This window comes from Bacillus sp. AC266 (assembly GCF_979253805.1).
In genome coordinates this window covers 11,604-28,802 of sequence record NZ_CEEDEC010000011.1, presented here as the reverse complement: position 1 = coordinate 28,802, position 17,199 = coordinate 11,604, and the positions used below count along the sequence as shown (strand labels likewise).

Genomic DNA, 17,199 nt, shown 5'->3' with positions numbered 1-17,199 from the left:
ACAAACGAACACAACGGACGGAAATAAATGTCTTGCTTACCTGTCTAAAAGTTGACCCTTTTGTACAATTAAAATTTATAGGGTAAAAACTTTGTAAACAGATAGTTGTTAATGTCTAAAAGATAGTCTAAAATAAAAGTATATAATTCTTAGACTTTTAGACTATTTTGAGGTGATTTGGATGGCTATCGTTGGTTATGCAAGGGTAAGTACAAAAGATCAAAATTTAGATGCACAAATTGAAAGGTTAACAGATTATGGATGTGACAAAATATATTCTGAAAAGTACAGTGGGGCTAATAGTGATCGAGAAGAATTGCAAAAGGCATTAGAGTATATGCGAGAAGGAGATAAATTTGTTGTTTGTAAAATAGACCGTTTAGCTAGATCAATATTTGATTTGCATAAGATTGTAAATCAATTAGCTGATCGAGGAATAGGGGTGTTATTTCTTAAAGAACAAATTGATTTCTCTACACCGGCGGGTAAATTAATGTTCACTATGCTAGGAGCTATTGCTGAGTTTGAAAGAGATTTAATTAATGAAAGAACAGCTGAAGGCAGAGAAAGAGCTAAAGCGATGGGTAAACATATGGGACGTAAAGGGCAGGATGAAAAGCAAGTTAAACAAGCCATGAACTTATTTTTAAATAGGAAGGAAAATGGTTTGAGTGTAAATGATATTTCAAAAATGACAGGTGTGCCGCGTTCTACTATTTATGCGAAAGCGAAAGAATTAAAAGGGGAGGAATTATGATGGAGGAATATGAACAGCTTCGGCAGAAATTCCGAAATATAAGTAAGCAATACTGGAAGCAGACTAAAAAACCTAAAATGTGCGAAAAATGCTTTTCAAAAATAGATGTTCACCTACATCATAAAATTCCGTTAAAAACAGGCGGAACAAATGATTATAAAAACCTTATTCCTTTATGTGAAGAATGTCATTGGGAATTTCATAGACACTTTGAAGCTGTAAAACCACATGAATATTTCATGGAAACGCCTAAATATACAGAATTGATAGGATTATGGGAAGTATTGAATGATCCATTAGTGGATTCATTATCTATGAAAGAGTTCAAGGGACTCGTTTATAAAGGATTGGATTTAAAAAGAAATGTACAAAAATCATTTAATGAAGAAGAAATAGAAGTGAATAATAAACAGTTAAAGTAGCGAATCCGCTGCTTTTTATTTTATAAAATAAATTGTTTCTGAGTCGAAATGAAAATAGGGGTTTGCCATAAACATTTAATTCCAATTAAGAATATGAGTATAGAAACAGGATGATTTTTGTAATGACGGAGGTGTTTGTTGTGGACATAACTCAAAGTGTGGCAAGAATAGTGGTTAATGGGAAAGACCTTGAGTTCACTTCAGTTCAAACCTCTGCATGGAATCATGGACCTGTAAATGATTTAATCGTTTCGACGAATCAGAGAGTGAATGAGCTTTATCAACTTATGTGGTCACAGGTACCAGTTACACTCCAAATGTATTTCCTTCAGGGGATGGACTTAATGAGATTCGCTAGGATTGCTGGAATTAATGAACGTGTAACAGGAGAATATATATATCATTTCATTTGGGGATAAGAAGAATTCAAAGTAGCTTAACAGCTGCTTTTTTATTTTATTTTGTAATTCTTCTTCTTAATATCCATTAAACTCGATACCCAGACATATAACATTCCTATTGCAAGTATAAAACTTATCCAGTTGAATGTATTGTCAATAATATATATTGAAATGAAGATGGAAGAAAAATAAATGAACAATGGAATGAATATGTATAGGTCACGTTTTAAAGATTTTAAAGTTTGCATTATGTTCACCTCAATTTAATGTTACATTGAGGTATTTTAAGTAGCAATACTTATTTTATAAAGGAGTTACCATAAGGAGGAGTTATGACGAGTTTCTTCCTATTATATAGAAGGTGGTGGGTGATATGAAGTGAAGCAAAAACACGAGTTAGCTCAAGAAGATTACATGCAAGGTATGAAGTACAAAGATATAGCAGAGAAACATGATGTCAGCGTGAACACCGTAAAGTCATGGAAGACCAGGTACAAATGGGATAGAAAAGGTATGCATACAAAAGAAGAAAAAGTACGCACACAAAAGAAAACAGGTGCACCCATTGGTAATAAGAATGCAGTAGGCAATTCAGGTAATAAGAATCCAAAATGGGGTAACAAGAATGCGATGGGGCATGGCGCTCCGAAAGGGAACCATAACGCTATGACGCATGGATTGTTTAGAAAAATAATTCCGCGCGACGATCCGCGCGCAATGGAATTATTAGATGAAATACAAAGTCATACGGAATTAGATATGCTATTCCACTCCATTCAACTACAATACTTTAATATTCTTAATTCACAACGTATCATGCATGTTCGCGGTCAAGGTGACATGTCGAAAGAGATGATTAGTGAATCGATGAATGGAGAAACGTATATGGTGCAGTTTGCATGGGATAAACAAGCTAATTTACTTACTGCCTATTCACGAGCTATGACAGTATTAACATCTATGATTGAACGATTCGATAAATTAGCTAACGCTGATGATGAAAGAAGATTGAAATTAGAGCAGATGAAAGCTAACATTGAAAAAACAAAAGCAGACACCATTCGAATTAAAGGTGAAGATGGTGAAGAATACGAAGATGATGGTTTCAAAGAAGCGCTAGAAGGTAAGGTAGAGGAAGTGTGGGATGACCATGACGACGATTCCGAAGCGTAAAAAGAAACCTGCTCCATTCAAATTCAAGCCATTCTCCAAGAAGCAGATGAAAGTATTGACCTGGTGGAAGCCTAACAGTCCCGTTAAAGATTATGACGGGATTATTTGTGATGGTTCCATTCGTGCAGGGAAGACTGTATCAATGGCTCTTTCCTATGTTATGTGGGCAATGGAATCATTTGAAGGCGAGAACTTTGGTATGTGTGGTAAAACGATTGGCTCGCACCGTCGTAACGTTATAACGCCACTTAAGAAGATGCTAAAGTCTCGTGGTTATAAGGTGAAGGATCATCGTAGCGAGAATATGCTTTCTATCACTAAAAATGGCGTGACAAACTTCTTTTATATCTTTGGTGGTAAGGATGAAAGTTCCCAGGATTTGATTCAAGGGATTACTCTTGCTGGCTGCTTCTTTGATGAGGTAGCGCTGATGGTTCGTAGTTTCGTGGATCAGGCAACAGGTCGTTGTTCTGTAGAAGGTTCGAAAATATGGTTTAACTGTAACCCGGCAGGACCGTATCATTGGTTCAAATTAGAATGGCTCGATAAGCGTAAGGAAAAGAACTTACTACATCTAAAGTTTACTATGGAGGATAACTTATCCCTTTCTAAGAAGACAAAACAACGCTATTACAAGTTATATAGTGGTGTCTTCTTCAAACGATACATTTTAGGGCTATGGGCAGCTGCTTCTGGTCTCGTATTTGATATGTTTAAAGAAGAAGTTCACAAGGTAACTGCTATTGATCGTAATTATGTTGAGTATTATGTGTCCTGTGACTACGGTACGCAGAACGCTATGGCGTATGGATTATGGGGCAAATGTATTGAAGAAGACGACAAAGAAGTGTGGTACAAAATCAAAGAGTACCATTATAGTGGCCGTGATACCGAGAAGCAGAAAACCGATCAGGAATATTATGAAGACTACGAGGAGTTTGTTGGTGATTTGCCAATCAAAGGAACCGTAGTTGACCCCTCTGCTGCCTCGTTTATTGCTGTATTGATGCGTAATAAGAGGAAAGTATATAAGGCGCGTAACAACGTGAAAGAGGGAATTGGTAACGTTGGTATAGCGCTTAATACTGGCAGAGCATTCTTTAATGATTGTTGCGTTGAAACATTTAAAGAGTTTGCTTCTTATATATGGGACGAAAAAGCGATTCAACGCGGTGAAGACAAACCACTAAAAGAAAATGACCACCATATGGATGAAACAAGATACTTCATTAACACGATCATATTTGGATTGCGTAAAAAGAAGAAAAAGAAAAGAGGTGAAGCAGTTTAATGACGAAGAAAAGACAGGTTAGCGCTAGAGTGATTAAAGCAGCGAGTACAAGCACTCAAGTGTTATCACGACAACAAGAGGATGAAAAAGAAAAGAATGCTATAAACGGTATTATCAATCCACCTTATAGAATAGAAGATTTGCAACAAATTAAAGAGAATAGCACTATTTTAGGGCAGTGTATTGATGCGTATAAGCGAAATATTGCTGGATTTGGTCATGAAATGCAGTACAAGCAGAATGAAATTGAAAAAACTCCTGAGATGAAAACAGAGTGGAAATATGTAGACACAGAAGTTATTCCATTCTTTAGTTTTGAAAAGCCATTCAAAGAAATCCTTGAAACTGGAATTGATGATAGGGAAACAACAGGTAATGGTTATATAGAAGTCATTCGTAGTATGGATAAAAAACCTGCTGAGTTGATTAATATGTTACCACAGTACATGAGGGTGACACGTAAAGATGATAAGCCACAGGAAGTAACCTATCTCATAAACGAAAAAACAATCAAACGGAAGAAATTATTCCGTCGTTATGTTCAACAGGTAGGGACGAGTGTTACTTATTTTAAAGAATTTGGCGATCCACGGTTCTTGAATAAAGAAACAGGGGATTTCGGAGATGTATCGTTTGGCCTAAAAGATGCAACTGAGGTACTTCATTTAAAAGTAGGGAATGGTCCTTATGGTATTCCTCGTTGGGTGTCACATGTTGTTCATATGGTAGGCGCTAGAAAAGCGGAAGAGTTAAACCTTCGTTATTTTAAACAAGGAAGACATATTCCAATGGCTATTCTATTAAAGAATGGTATCTTATCAGAAGAAAGTGAAGCGGCGATTACTGATTACGTTTCAACTGTTGAAGGTGAGGATAATCAACATAAATATTTACTTCTACAAGTAGAACCAGCTGAAGAAGGGGTTGTAGGAGATACGCCGACTCAAGTTGATATTGAATTGAAATCACTAGCTGATATCCTGCAAAATGACGCTTTATTCTTAGAATATGATGATAAGTCACGTCAAAAGGTACAATCAGCATTCCGTTTGCCTGATATTTATGTAGGGTATAGCCGAGACTTTAACCGCGCTACTGCTGATGCGGCACGTGAGATTACTGAAGAACAGGTATTTGAGCCAGAAAGAAACTCACTGGAGTTCATCATAAATAACATTCTACTGCTTCCATACGAGTTAAAACACGTGTATGTGAATCTACGTAAGCCAGAGATTAGTAACACTGAAGACTTAGTTAAGATGTTGGATGTACTAAGCAAATATGGTGGTACTACATTCAATGATCTGCGTGAAGTAGCAGCGAAAGTGCTTAATAAGGATTTAGAGCCGTTTGAATCAGAAGAAGCGGGTCAACCTATTGCATTAGTACTACAAACAATTAAGAAAGCTTCCGAGCAGAAAACTACAGAAGCAGTGCAAAAGTCCGATACGCCTACTGATTTAGTTATGATTATGAAGGATTTAAGGGACTTATTGGAGTCGATGCAAGATGCAGAAGATTGATAAACTGTTAATTTCATTGAATGAGTGGATTGAAAAGGCTGATACAGACGATTTTACAGACTCGTTACCTGATGATTTGGAAGTAATGGACCTGCTACCAGGATACGTTGAGGATTTCGAGAAGGAAATTGCTAAATTACTTAGGAAGCAGCGCAAGTACTTTGTGGATGGGATTAAGAACTATACGAAAAAGGATGCAGTAGAAAAGGGTATCAAGATAAAGGATATCATCGATTTCGTTACTGGCAGCCTATTTGGAGCAGATACATTCGCTAAAAGCTTGAGTAAAGCAGCGAGGAAGTTCCTTGATTACACGATGAAGGATATGGCGAAAGCTTTCATGGATGCGATTGACCCTGACATTCAATTTAATATCTTCTCAAAACGCACTATAAAGTGGATTGATAGTTGGTCTGATGAATTAGGAAAGATTATGAAGATTAACTCTCACAAAGCAGTAGAGCGTATCCTAAACGACGGATTAGAGAAGGGAAAAGGAATTAAGGAGATCGCGAGAGAACTTGCGAAGTTACCGGAATTCGACCGTAAAAGAGCGAAGACAACAGCGCAGACTGAAGTTCTTGCAGCATGCTCCGCTTCTCAATTTGAATCTTATCGTCAATCTCCTGCTGTTACTGGGAAGAAGTGGCGTCATAGCGGCGCGAAGAATAACCAGCCTCGTGATAATCATGTGGCGTATGACGGTACAACGGTTCCAGTAGAGGAAGAATTTGAGCTCCCTGGTTCTGGGGAACGTTGTATGTTTCCTCGGGACAGTTCGTTAAGCGGGAAAGAAAGAATAAATTGTCATTGTGTTCTAAGTCCTGTTGTTGATAATTCGATTTTAGGATTATCAGAAGAAGAAAAAGAAAAAATACGAGCAGAAGTTTTATCAGAAAAGAAATAAAAAGAGACACTGCTTATTCTTGTGTCTCTTTTTGAGATAAAGATATACGAATTAATTCCCTAATCGCTTCGTTTCTGTTTTTAAATCTATTCTCGTGCCAATATTCATCTACTTGTTTTAACATTTCATTAGGAAATGTAACTAAAACTTGTGTGTTTTTAGTTTTATCAACAGCCATGTTATCACCTCTTATAAAGATTATAAGTTATATAACTTATATAGACAATAGTTGTTATGCATATTATAATAGTTATATAGGTTATATAACTAGAAGGGGTGGTTATATGGGTAGAAAATTAGTTGAAACAACTTGTATGTTTTGCAATGTGAGATTTGGCGCTAGAGCGGATTATGTGAGAAAAGGATGGGGGAGATTCTGTTCTAAGGATTGCGGATACAAAGCAGCATTCGAAAAGGTTAGATTGCGCATAGAAAAAGAACATAATAACAAACTAGCCGAGCTGTTACGAACGAGATATGTAATTGAACGTGCAACAATAAAACAATTGTGCAAAGAGTTGAATTGTAATAACAGGACTATCCCGAAGCTACTCAAGTACTACGATATTTCAGTTAGGGACAATAGTGAAAGAGTTGTTGTTCAATGGATTGATAATAAGAAAAGGCGGGAAGTAGCAAGCAAAGTAATTTCGAAAAAACTTAAAGGTAAGATATCACCTAAAAGATTAAAGGCTTCTGTAATAAAGAAGCGCATGGAAGATAATGATATGCTGTTTTTAGGAATTGTCGTTAAAAACCATGAGACAAGAGCTTTATATAAATGCAAAAAATGTAATCATGAAAGTGAAATAAGAGCTGCTTCTTTAGGTGTTAAAGGTTGTTCCAATTGTAAAGAATCTAAAGGCGAAAAACAAATAAATGATTGTTTAGAATCGAATAACCTTAAATTCAAAAGACAGTTTTGGTTTGATGATTGCAGAGCAACGTTGCCTCTACCTTTTGATTTTGTTGTGTTCAATGAAGATGAAATAATTTGCGCTATCGAATACGATGGAGAACAACATTATAAAGTGATACCTCATTTTGGAGGGGAAGCAGGATTACAAAAACGTAAAAATCGAGATGAAATTAAAACGAACTATTGTAAAGAAAATAACATTCCACTTATAAGAATACCGTATTGGGAATTTGATAATATTTCACAAATACTCGATAAGGAAATAAGTGGATTAAATAAGGAAGTACAACTTTCTCTTATGTAAGGACATCTTAATGGATGTCTTTTTATTTTAATAAGGAGGGATAATTTGAACGAATTAACTTACCTTTTACTGAAGTCAGGATGGAATTTACAAGAAATCAATAAGTTAACACAAAATCAAATGAGTATCCTTTTGAAAGGAGGTGAATAAATGCCAAGGAAACTGAAAAACGTTGATGTAAGCTTTGTTTCTATTGTAGATAAAGCTGCAAACAAAAAGAAGTTCTTCTTAACGAAAAGTGAGCAAGAACCAACATTCGAAAAAGAAGTTAAAATCATCAAAGGTGAAGATGAAGATCAACAGCTTGTTTACGGAATTGTCTATTCTCCTGGAAGTGCAGAAGATTCAAGTACACATGACGCACATGGCGACTTCATGACTGCTGAGGATATTGAAAAATCCGCTCATAATTTCATCGCTAAGTATCGTAACATCGATGCTCAACATGATTTTAACGCAGGAGCAGGTGAAGTGGTAGAAAGCTATGTAGCTCCTGTTGATATGGACATTAACGGTGAAACGATCACTAAAGGCACATGGGTGTTAGTGACAAAAGCCACCGATGAGATATGGGCAGACATTAAAGATGGTAAGATGACGGGTTATTCCCTTGCTGGAATCGCTGAAACAGAAGTGATTGAGGAAGAAGTAACGAAAACTGAAGAGAAACAAATGAAGTCCTTCTTCCAATTGATGAAGGGCTTTTTTGGTGGAGAGAGCATTCAAAAAGGCGAGGTTAGAGATAAATTTAACCAGAACAAACATCGTCGTGATGTTAACGCTTCTTTCTCCGCTTTAGAAGATACTTTCTATCAATCTCTTTGGAATGCGCCTACAGCCGATGCTATTGACTTAGATCGTATTGAAGCAGCTGCGCTTGAATTTGTTGAGATTATCAACGAGTTGAAGGGTACTGAAGCAGTAGTGAAAGCATGGGAGAACAAACCTGTTGTATCCCTTGCTGCAGAAGTAGAAAAAGCAGGTAAGAAAATTAGTAATACGAACATGGCTGATATTGATGCGGCCATTGATTCATTAACAAACCTAAAAACACGCGTCACACCGTCACCGGAAGGCGCAGGAAGTGAGGAAAACAATATGGAGTTTAACCAAGAACAGTTAGAAAAGACATTAGCATCCGCAGTAGAAAAAGCAGTGAATCCAATTAAAGAGGAATTAGCTTTTGTTAAGAAACATCTTAATCTCGACGAGGAAAAAACAGAAGAAGAAATTAGAGTAAAAAAAGCTGTTGAAGCTGCTACCGCTCCTCTACGTGAAGAGATTGAAGACTTAAAGAAATCTCAAGGTATTAGTAATCAACAAGATACTGATGTTGTGGAAAAAACAGAAGTCAAAAAATCTGTATGGAACGGCTTACTGTAAGCCTGAAGGAGGAAAATATATATGACGCTTAATAACAAAACAATTATCGAAAAAGCAGATGTTACCCTTGCTACATTAGCTAGTGGTGGCTTAATGAACCCTGAACAAGCTGATACATTTTTACGTATGGTACAAAACTCCCCTACTATTTTAAAGGATTCACGTTTTGTTCAAATGGCTTCAGACACCCTTAAAATTGAAAAGATTGGTTTTGGTTCCCGTATTCTTCGACCTGGTGTTGAAGGGGTACCTTTAAAAGACTCTGATCGATCTGCTCCATCAACAAGTACAATTACGTTAAATGCCAAAGAAGTAATTGCTGAAGTGCATATTACTTATGATACATTGGAAAATAATATTGAGGGGGGGAATCTTCAAAACACTATTATGCAGATGATTGCAGACCGTGCAGCATTAGATATTGAAGAATTAATTTTGAATGGAGATATAGCATCTACAGATCCTTATTTAGCTTTGTTAGATGGCCTACGTAAACAAGCAACTTCGCATGTTGTAGATGGTGCTGCAGGCGTGTTTACTAAAGATGTATTTAAGAAAGCTTATAAAGCTGTTCCTGCTAAATACCTGCGTAACCCTAAAAATTGGAAATTTTACACATCGCATGGTTTAGAAATTGAATGGAAAGACCAAGTAGCGATGCGACAAACTAACTTAGGGGATGTTTCACTTCAAGGTGGTTTAGCTTCTGCTTATGGTGTACCAGTAGAGGGAATTGCTATGTTACAGCCATATAATGATGGAGAAAATACTGTATCTGATATTTTATTAACTCCTCCTAAAAATATTGTGACAGGTATGAGCCGTAATATTCGAATTGAAGTAGATAAGGATATTCGCGCTCGTAAATTCATTATTGTTTTAACTGCGAAGGTCGATGTGAAGTTTGAAGAGGAAGATGCAGTGGCAAAAGTTATCAAAGTTAAGGAGTGATGACTTTTGAATTACTATGCTAAATTAATAGTCGGGAAAACATATGACGTCCATGAACGTCTATTTTTATTGGGGCAAGAAGAGAAGGTTACAAAGAAAACGTACGATTACCTAAGTGGTAATGAACAATTTGAAGTCCGAAAAGAAGATAGTAAATCTAAAGGAGAGGAGTAATAAGTATGCCACCACTTATTACTGCTCAAGAATTAATTGAATACACGGTATTACCTGAAGTGAAAAAACGTCCTGTTTCTTTGTTGGAGCAGGACATACTTGAGGCAGATACAGAGATTTATAATCTCTCTAGAATAGATTTTGGTGATAAGACAAAGTACCCTAAAGTGCCAGCAGAAGTGAAGTTAGCGTGCAAGAAGTTAGCACAGTATTACGCATACACAAACACTGACACTACTGCAATGAAGGGTATTAAGTCCGAAAGTATTGGTGGCGGTGATTATTCCTATACAAAGGATAGTGAGAGTATAACTAAACCTTCAGTTCTGTATCTTCTGCAGAAATTCATGGATCATAAAGGTAAAAATAAAGTCACATTCAAAATGAGGGAGATTTAATGTCTCTTCAAGGGATGCTTGTTCATGAATGTGATATTTACCATTTACAGAAAAAAGAGCAACCAGGTAAATATGGTCAACCAGGAGATACTGTATATTCTTATCCTGATATCCCTGATACAGCAGAACAAACCTGCTATTTCGCTGAGAATGTATCAACTGCTGCTCCTGATACTATTCAATCGTCACCCAATCAATTGAATACAGAACAAATCAAAGTGTTATTCATACCTGGTACAGACGCGAGGCACAATGACAAAGTGATCAAGAAGAATACAAACGTCACTTACTATATACGTAATCCTTTTCCAGTAGTGCACCCGATTACTGGTGAGGTTAATCATATAAAAGCCATAGCAGAGAGGAAGAGTGAGCCATGGCTAGCCAAATAACGACTAGGGGATTCCGTGAGTTCAGTGCCAAGTTGAATCGTATGGCAAATGGACTGGATCAGAACGTTGCTTTATGGCTTGAAGCTAGCGGATTTCAATTTCTAGAAGAGGTTCAAAATCAAATTATTTCATTAGCAGTTGTTGATACAAGACGACTGCTAAATTCGTTTGATAAAGGCGGAGACGGAAACGTATGGCGCTCCTCTGATGGCGGTTTAGCTTTAGAAATAGGGACGAATGTCGATTACGCTAAACTTCAAAATGATGGGTGGCAGCAGGTAAGAAGATTTGTGCCAGGAAGATGGGAAGGTCATAATTTCGAATATGATCCACACGCTCCAACTGGAATGATGCTAACTGCTAAATTCATAGAAGGTCGCCCTTATTGGGATAATGCAGTAGCAATATATGAACGCATGTTTCAACGTTCATTTGACCGCCAATTTAGGCAATGGGTACAGAATGGAGCGAGATAATTATGTATGAGCAAATACATGGTTCTATGAAAGCTTTTGTATATGACAGTCTACCTGTTAATACATTTGCTTATCATGATCAAGTTCCAGAAGAACTAGTCATTCCATCGGTGTATTATCCGATTTTATCTATAAATGATGATAAAACTTCAAAAGATCATTACACCTTACTATACACGATGGTAGTAAGGTTTTTTAATACAACGACAGATAAGGCAATGCAAGCAGCTGAAAAGGTTGCTAATAAAATCAGAAGCAACGGTTACACAATACCTCTTCGTAATGAAGATGGTAGTGAATCGATTGATACGATTTATTTTCGAAGAGTAACAACCGCTCCGAGTGGAGTTGGTTCTGCGCAATTAACTATGATTTTTGAATACCAACAAGCTTATGTAAATTAAGGAGCGTGAAAAATATGGCTGAAGTAACAGTAACGCCTGGAACAGTGAAGAACAGAATGTATCGCGGTGATGAATTTATTATCGCTGCAAAAATCAAGGATCAAACAAGTCAAACAATATTAGTTAGACCGTTTGACCAAACAGAAGACTCTCACAATATTGAAGCTGATGAGATTGAAGCAGAATCTAAAGATAGATCGTATTCCGATTATGGAAAAAGAAAAGAAACTCGTTCATTTTCTTGTACATTAGCAGAAGGAGACCCGTATTATCCTGCTGTTAAAGCTGCCATTAGAAATGGTGACTATATGGAGATTTATGAAATCAACATGCGAACAAAAGAAGCAGAAGCAGGTAACTATATGATCACTTCTTTTGAACGTTCTTCATCAAATGGTGAATTCGTTTCTTATTCAGTTGAAGTGAAATTATCTGGAGCAGTAAGAACAGAAACACTCACAGAAATCCCTAAAGGTGCAGGTCAGTAAAGGGCGGTTTTTACCGCTCTTTTTAAATTTGAAAATAACATCCAATTAAAAGGAGATTGATATATATGTTTTTTGAAATCGAAGGAAAAGAATACGAACTGAAGTTAACTTATAAAGCTATTTCTGAAATTAACAAAAAGTATAAAGGTGGAGCGCAAGAAATTGTATCTGTCGCAATGCTAGGTGACCTAGAAATCTTTGAAGATGCAATTTATTACGGATTACTTCATGCAGAACAAGGATTCACAAGTGAAAAGATTCAGGATGCACTAGAAAAGTTGATGGAAAAACAAATACTGAATCAAGAATACATTAAAAAGGTTATCAAAGAAGTAATTACAGATCATTTTTTCTATCAAGCGACAGCTCAGAAGATGAAAGCGAAAATGTTGCAGAAAGTGGAGAAGGAGAATCCGGACAGCAAGGAAATGATGGAGGATCTTCTAGTGTAAAGGAATACACACAAGAAGATTTTGATAAGGTGCAGCAGGATGGGTTCAGATATTTAGGTTTAACAGCTAGAGAATCTATGAACCTATCCCCGCGTGAGTACCAAAATATGATAATTGGTCGTAACGAACAGTATCTTGACCAACTGCAAACTCATAGTATATATGCACTAATGATGCGCGTGGCCTATCACCACGACCCGAAAAAACCATTAAAACCAACCGATTTATTCAATCGAAACAAGTTAACTGGCGAAAACGGTAAGGAACTATCCATAGAGGAAAAAATGAAAAAATCAGAAGAAAACATGCAGAAATTACAAAATCTCGACTTCAATTAGAAAGGAGGTAGAGATTTGGCTACACAAGAAGAATTAGTAGTCCAATTTAGGGCTGAAACAGACCAAATGCGACGCGAAATACAACAAATGCGTCGACAAATGGATGACTTTGTAACAACAACAAGTCGAAGCTCTCGTGAATATCGTCGTAGTATTGAAAATATGGGCGATTCTAACAGTGAATACAGCCGTAGATTACGGCAAATGAAATATGAACAGCGTGAAGCTATGAAGCCTCATATAGAGGAACTGAAACGTACAAAATTGGCTTATTTAGACCTCGGAATGAGCTTAGGTAATTATCAAGGTTCAACAAGAGATTTAATACGTGAAGTGACTGCTTTAGGAGCAGCGGAGAAGAAAGCTAACGATGCAATGATGAATCTTAACAGGATGAAAATGGCATCCATTCTTCAAACAATTGGTTATATGCAGAATATGACCCTTATGGCGGATAGATTGAAAGGCAATTTAACTGCTATGGGAAATCCGTTTTACAACTTGTCTCGGGGTGCACTAACTGCTGTAGGTGCCTTTAACCGATTTGCCAACTCAGGTAATGCGGCTAGGTTAGCATTAGAATTTGTTGGTCCTAATGCATCGATGAAACAGTTAAATGATCAGATACGAATTATCAATATGGGTCTTATGCGTTTGCAAATGACAGCAATGGCAACTGTTGCGACATTTGGAATATTTACAGCAGCTATGTGGAGTGCCGCAAAAGGACCTGATCCCTCTGATATACGAAAACAACAAGATGACATAACAGCAGAATATATTAAGGCTTATCAAAAACGAATTGATGAAGTTTATAATTTTGCCGGACTGTTTGAAAAGGTCACTAGGGAAACGTTTAGTGGTAAGGAATTAGCGAAGAACCTTGCCGGGCAAGTAGCGTTAATGCGCGATTGGGTTAAAGATATGAAATCGTTAAGTGGAAGAATCCCAGTAGAGCTGAAAGAAGAGCTTTATAAAATGGGTCCTGAAGCAGCAGGGCAAATTAGAGCATTAGCAAAAATGTCAAAACCTGAATTAGATCAATACGTCGCTCTTTGGAGAGAAAAAATTAGTTTAACGAATGAAGCAGTAGCCGATGAATTAACAAGGATTCGAAAATCTGCTGAACAAAAGATAAAAGAGTTGCAGGATTCACTTAAACCTCTTGGAATAGCAATTGAGAAATTTAAGGGAGTCTGGGCAGAAGCCTTAAAACCATTCGTTGAAATTTGGGGAGAGTTTGCTGCTGGATTTGTTAATGCGCTTACCAAAGTAGGAGAGTTTATCCAAAAGATTAATGAAATAAATCCTAACATAACCAAAGTTGCAGGGATGATTTTATACTTAGCTTCTGCATTAGCTGTAATTCTAACTCCATTAGCAGTAGGTATTGGTTTATTCAAGGGGTATCGAGCTGCTGCATTTGCGGTATGGATGGTAATTGGACCGCTTCTTGAAGGGTTGGCATTAACTACTCCTGTAGCACTTGGGGTAGCTGCCGCTATAACTGCTCTTGTATTAGGCTTTAAATTGGCTTACGAGCATATAGAACCATTCCGAAACGCAATAAATAACGTGATAACTGTTTTTAAAGCATTTTGGCAGGTTATACAAGGTAATAGTGGTGGAGCAGCAAGTATGCTTACTTCATTAGGGATGTCGCCAGAGAATGCTAGGGCGATCATATCGTTTGGCGAAACGGTTCGAGGAGTAATTGAAACAATTAAACAAGTTTTCACTGACTTTGCAACTTTCATGCAAGGTATTTTTGCGTTGTTCGCAGGTGATGAAGAGAACGGAACAGCACTTTTAAAATCATTAGGAATGAACCCTAAAACAATCGCAACAATTGTTAATACTGTTGCAACTATCAAGCAGACAATAAGTGAGTTTTTACTGGGAGTATGGTCATTCATGACAGAAATCGGCTCTCAAATAGCTCAATTTTGGTTAGAAAATGGAGATCAGATAAAACAGGCGTTTTCTAATGCGTGGGGTCTAATAGTTGAAATTATTAAGACTGTAATGCCAATTATAGTCGCTGTTTTCCAATTTGCTTGGCCGATTATAAAAGAAATTGTAATTGGAACGCTAGAAGCGGTACGTGATTTTATACAAGGGATTTTGAAAGTTATACTCGGAATCGTGAAAGTTTTCTCTTCCCTCTTTACAGGCGATTGGGCTGGAGTTTGGGAAGGAGTTAAAGAAATTTGGTTTGGAGCACTAGAAGCGATTTGGGGTTACCTACAATTATGGGGTGCTGGGAGAGTCCTGAAATGGCTTGGTAAATTTGGTGATGACATAGGGAGATTATTCGGTAAATTTTGGGGAGATATAAAGAAAGTATGGAATGATGCCCTTGCAGATTTATATGTATTCTTTGGTTCGAAATTAGAAAATATAATGCGTCTTGCACAAAGCTGGGGCGGTATGTTTAAAAATTTCTTTGTTGGAATTTGGGATGCTATTATAGGCGGAATACAAAGCAAAATGAACAGTGTAGTTTCAGCTATTGGCTGGGTACTAGGGCAAGCGGTAAATACAGTCCAGCGTTTTGTAAGTTACTTTTTCACGATTGGTCAACAAATGATCTCTGGTCTTATTAATGGTATTTACAGTTATGCCAATAAATTAATACAGCAAGTGTTTAATATTGGTCGGTCTATAAAAGATACTATTACTGGATTTTTCCGCATTCACTCTCCTTCTCGAGTAATGAGAGATATAGGGGTATACATAGGTCAAGGTTTAGATCAGGGAATGGATAGCATGATAAACCCTCTAGTGCGCACCGCATTAGATATGGCATCTGCTGTTAAAGATGGATTTTCAAGTTTGACTGATTCCATTCAAATGGGTGATATCCTTCCAGGTAATGTAGTAGCTCCTGTAATTCCTTCTATTTCGGGAAGTTATAGGGCTCCGTCGTATGTATCAGGTGTCAATTCATCATCAGATTTTGGGCAACAAGCAATGATTAACTCACAATCAACCAGCACAGCAAATCAAAATGACAATAGATTAGTAGCTGCTGCAGTTAAAAGTCTAGGTGACAAATTAGATAACTTACAAGTAGTTATGGAAGGTGAAACAGTAGGACGTATTGTAAGACCTCATGTAAATGAAGGTAATGCAGTCGAAAACACAGTAAGGAGGTATTTCTAATGGACGTACAAATCACAAGAATGAATGGACAAGTTATGAAACTATCTGACATAAACGTCCAGGTGCAGGATTTCCGTGTTGGTTCGATGGAAATACGTCCTACTTATTTAGATGTAGAAGGAACAAACGGAAGAATTCATACAGGTTCTACTTATGGGGTGCGGACTATAACCGTACCTTTTTATTTTAAAGGACAAGATTTATTAGATGTTGCAATGATACGTGATAAATTGTTCGAAGTTATAACCAGTATAGAACCATTCTACGTGCGGGAATTAAGGCGTTTAGAATATCAAAATGGAGATAATCTATTCGTTGGCGGCAAACGATATAAAGTAAATGTGGCCTCTACATTTGATATAGATCAGCAACTCAAGTATGGGTTTGGTGAATTGGAATTCGAAACAGCAGACTTACCATTTGCTGAATCTATCGGGAAGTCTTCTGATATTCAACGAGATGGAGTTACTTCAACAAGCGGCTTGTGGGGAGTAGGTATGGGGATTATAACTGATCCTGCTTCACGAGTTTATAAACATTACGTTGTGTCAGGTCAACAGTTCAAAATTTATAATCCCGGTCATATTCCAGTCCATCCATTTGAACAGGAAGTGAAAATGACAATTACCAACGTATCAGGTAGCACAGCAGGATTTATGGTCAAAAATCATACAAATCTTAGCACAGCGACAATAACTGTACCTTTAGCTTTTTCAGATACTATTGTTTATGATGGGCCAAACATAAGAAGAAATGGATTAGAGTTTTTGAGAAATACCAAGAAAGATTTTATTGAGCTTGCACCAGGATGGAATACCTTAGAAGTATTTAACTGTACATCAGCAACTTTAGAATTTGATTTTAGATTTTACTATAAGTAG

General features: G+C 37.0%; 21 protein-coding genes. 20 read left to right on the top strand and 1 reads right to left on the bottom strand.

The genetic code is table 11. From position 1 onward, the window contains the following. Positions 1–181: 181 nt before the first annotated feature. The 7 genes from AC0IXC_RS27535 to AC0IXC_RS27505 all read left to right on the top strand — a co-directional run bounded on the left by AC0IXC_RS27535 (position 182) and on the right by AC0IXC_RS27505 (position 6,474). Positions 182–757 carry a recombinase family protein gene (locus tag AC0IXC_RS27535; protein ID WP_471653630.1) on the top strand — a complete coding sequence of 192 codons (576 nt, stop codon included), beginning with the start codon at positions 182–184 and terminating at the stop codon, positions 755–757. After that, positions 754–1,179 (top strand): HNH endonuclease, encoded by a 426-nt coding sequence (locus AC0IXC_RS27530; RefSeq protein WP_471653629.1) that lies wholly within the window; start codon positions 754–756, stop codon positions 1,177–1,179. Before AC0IXC_RS27535 ends, AC0IXC_RS27530 begins: the two co-directional genes overlap by 4 nt. Before the next feature lie 140 nt (positions 1,180–1,319). Further along, positions 1,320–1,598 (top strand): hypothetical protein, encoded by a 279-nt coding sequence (locus AC0IXC_RS27525; RefSeq protein ID WP_471653628.1) that lies wholly within the window; start codon positions 1,320–1,322, stop codon positions 1,596–1,598. Between the two features lie 360 nt (positions 1,599–1,958). Beyond that, positions 1,959–2,753, top strand: a complete 795-nt coding sequence (gene terS, locus AC0IXC_RS27520; protein WP_471653627.1) for a phage terminase small subunit — start codon at positions 1,959–1,961, stop codon at positions 2,751–2,753. Next, positions 2,725–4,044, top strand: a complete 1,320-nt coding sequence (locus AC0IXC_RS27515) for a PBSX family phage terminase large subunit (RefSeq protein WP_471653626.1) — start codon at positions 2,725–2,727, stop codon at positions 4,042–4,044. The genes terS and AC0IXC_RS27515 overlap by 29 nt, the downstream gene beginning before the upstream one ends. Beyond that, complete coding sequence (locus tag AC0IXC_RS27510; RefSeq protein ID WP_471653625.1) at positions 4,044–5,567, top strand: phage portal protein; 1,524 nt, start codon at positions 4,044–4,046, stop codon at positions 5,565–5,567. Before AC0IXC_RS27515 ends, AC0IXC_RS27510 begins: the two co-directional genes overlap by 1 nt. Then, complete coding sequence (locus tag AC0IXC_RS27505) at positions 5,554–6,474, top strand: phage minor head protein (RefSeq protein ID WP_471653624.1); 921 nt, start codon at positions 5,554–5,556, stop codon at positions 6,472–6,474. The genes AC0IXC_RS27510 and AC0IXC_RS27505 overlap by 14 nt, the downstream gene beginning before the upstream one ends. A gap of 13 nt (positions 6,475–6,487) precedes the next feature. Here the strand turns inward: AC0IXC_RS27505 and AC0IXC_RS27500 are convergent, their stop codons facing one another. Then, positions 6,488–6,652, bottom strand: coding sequence for a ribbon-helix-helix domain-containing protein (locus AC0IXC_RS27500; RefSeq protein WP_165762372.1), 165 nt, complete (start codon positions 6,650–6,652; stop codon positions 6,488–6,490). 106 nt (positions 6,653–6,758) lie between these two features. Here AC0IXC_RS27500 and AC0IXC_RS27495 point away from each other — a divergent pair, with 106 nt between their 5' ends. The 13 genes from AC0IXC_RS27495 to AC0IXC_RS27435 all read left to right on the top strand — a co-directional run bounded on the left by AC0IXC_RS27495 (position 6,759) and on the right by AC0IXC_RS27435 (position 17,199). After that, on the top strand, positions 6,759–7,697 hold the full coding sequence (locus AC0IXC_RS27495) for a DUF2726 domain-containing protein (RefSeq protein ID WP_215599712.1): 939 nt from the start codon (positions 6,759–6,761) through the stop codon (positions 7,695–7,697). Positions 7,698–7,847: 150 nt separating this feature from the next. After that, positions 7,848–9,080, top strand: a complete 1,233-nt coding sequence (locus tag AC0IXC_RS27490) for an XkdF-like putative serine protease domain-containing protein (RefSeq protein WP_088037683.1) — start codon at positions 7,848–7,850, stop codon at positions 9,078–9,080. Positions 9,081–9,101: 21 nt separating this feature from the next. Further along, the gene (locus AC0IXC_RS27485; protein WP_088037684.1) at positions 9,102–10,031 is read left to right on the top strand and encodes a phage major capsid protein; all 930 of its coding nucleotides are present in this window, start codon (positions 9,102–9,104) and stop codon (positions 10,029–10,031) included. Between the two features lie 6 nt (positions 10,032–10,037). Then, on the top strand, positions 10,038–10,205 hold the full coding sequence (locus AC0IXC_RS27480) for a YqbF domain-containing protein (RefSeq protein ID WP_088037685.1): 168 nt from the start codon (positions 10,038–10,040) through the stop codon (positions 10,203–10,205). 5 nt (positions 10,206–10,210) lie between these two features. Continuing rightward, on the top strand, positions 10,211–10,603 hold the full coding sequence (gene yqbG / locus AC0IXC_RS27475; RefSeq protein ID WP_471653623.1) for a protein YqbG: 393 nt from the start codon (positions 10,211–10,213) through the stop codon (positions 10,601–10,603). After that, complete coding sequence (locus tag AC0IXC_RS27470; protein ID WP_471653622.1) at positions 10,603–10,995, top strand: DUF3599 family protein; 393 nt, start codon at positions 10,603–10,605, stop codon at positions 10,993–10,995. Before yqbG ends, AC0IXC_RS27470 begins: the two co-directional genes overlap by 1 nt. Then, positions 10,980–11,471, top strand: coding sequence for an HK97 gp10 family phage protein (locus AC0IXC_RS27465; RefSeq protein WP_471653621.1), 492 nt, complete (start codon positions 10,980–10,982; stop codon positions 11,469–11,471). Before AC0IXC_RS27470 ends, AC0IXC_RS27465 begins: the two co-directional genes overlap by 16 nt. A gap of 2 nt (positions 11,472–11,473) precedes the next feature. Then, entirely contained in the window at positions 11,474–11,875 is a 402-nt protein-coding gene (locus AC0IXC_RS27460; RefSeq protein WP_471653620.1) for a phage tail terminator family protein, read from the top strand. A gap of 14 nt (positions 11,876–11,889) precedes the next feature. Next, complete coding sequence (locus AC0IXC_RS27455) at positions 11,890–12,363, top strand: phage major tail protein, TP901-1 family (protein ID WP_471653619.1); 474 nt, start codon at positions 11,890–11,892, stop codon at positions 12,361–12,363. Positions 12,364–12,428: 65 nt separating this feature from the next. Beyond that, positions 12,429–12,815 carry a tail assembly chaperone gene (locus tag AC0IXC_RS27450; RefSeq protein WP_471653618.1) on the top strand — a complete coding sequence of 129 codons (387 nt, stop codon included), beginning with the start codon at positions 12,429–12,431 and terminating at the stop codon, positions 12,813–12,815. Between the two features lie 77 nt (positions 12,816–12,892). Next, positions 12,893–13,153 carry a hypothetical protein gene (locus tag AC0IXC_RS27445; protein ID WP_471653617.1) on the top strand — a complete coding sequence of 87 codons (261 nt, stop codon included), beginning with the start codon at positions 12,893–12,895 and terminating at the stop codon, positions 13,151–13,153. Positions 13,154–13,168: 15 nt separating this feature from the next. Then, a complete protein-coding gene (locus AC0IXC_RS27440; protein ID WP_471653616.1) occupies positions 13,169–16,318 on the top strand; it encodes a phage tail protein in 3,150 nt (1,049 codons plus the stop codon). Beyond that, positions 16,318–17,199: a phage tail family protein gene (locus tag AC0IXC_RS27435; RefSeq protein WP_471653615.1), complete on the top strand. Its 882-nt coding sequence runs from the start codon at positions 16,318–16,320 to the stop codon at positions 17,197–17,199. The genes AC0IXC_RS27440 and AC0IXC_RS27435 overlap by 1 nt, the downstream gene beginning before the upstream one ends.